At 67.1% G+C, this 595-nt stretch carries 2 protein-coding genes; both read right to left on the bottom strand.

Translation table 11 applies throughout. The annotated features are described in order from the left end of the window. The coding region (locus AC1DU6_RS34910) for an argininosuccinate synthase domain-containing protein (protein ID WP_477863115.1) at nucleotides 1-360 on the bottom strand (360 nt) is incomplete at its 3' end. Nucleotides 361-372: 12 nt separating this feature from the next. Then, on the bottom strand, nucleotides 373-595 hold a 223-nt coding region (locus AC1DU6_RS34915; protein WP_477863116.1), incomplete at its 5' end, for a GNAT family N-acetyltransferase.

Consider the following 595-nt stretch of genomic DNA (forward strand, 5'->3'; position numbering starts at 1 on the left):
GGCCTGCATGGCCGCCACCAGCATGGTGCCGGTCACGGCGCGGCCGATGGGCGTCGTGTTGAAGTAGGTCACGCCGGCGGTGCTGATGTGAAAGGCACCGGCCTGCAGCGCGGCAATGCCTTCGGCGACCAACTGGGCGCGGCAGTCGACAAGAACGGCCTTCTCGGCGCCGTACAGCATGGCCTTGCGGGGGATTTCGTCGTAGTCCGGCTCGTCGGGCTGGCCGAGGTTGGCCGTGTAAGCGTAGGGCAGGGCGCCCTTGAGCTTCATCCAATGCAGGGCTGCGGAGGTGTCGAGGCCACCGGAGAAAGCGATGCCGACCTTCTGGCCAACGGGAACGGATTGCAGGATCGTGGACATGGTGAGGGTCTCTTAGACGAGGTTCTGCCACTCGGGGTGGCGCTGGATGTAGAGCTGGACGTAGCTGCAGGCGGGCACGACCTTGAGGCCTTCTGCGCGGGCCCATTGCAGGCCGGCCTCAACCAACTTGGCGGCGAGACCTTGGCCACGATAGGCCGGCGGCACGCCGGTGTGGGTGAACACGACGCGGCCAGCGCTCAGCTCGTAGTCGAGCACGCTGAGGGGCGTGGTCGGC

The organism is Roseateles sp. P5_B10 (genome assembly GCF_056400485.1).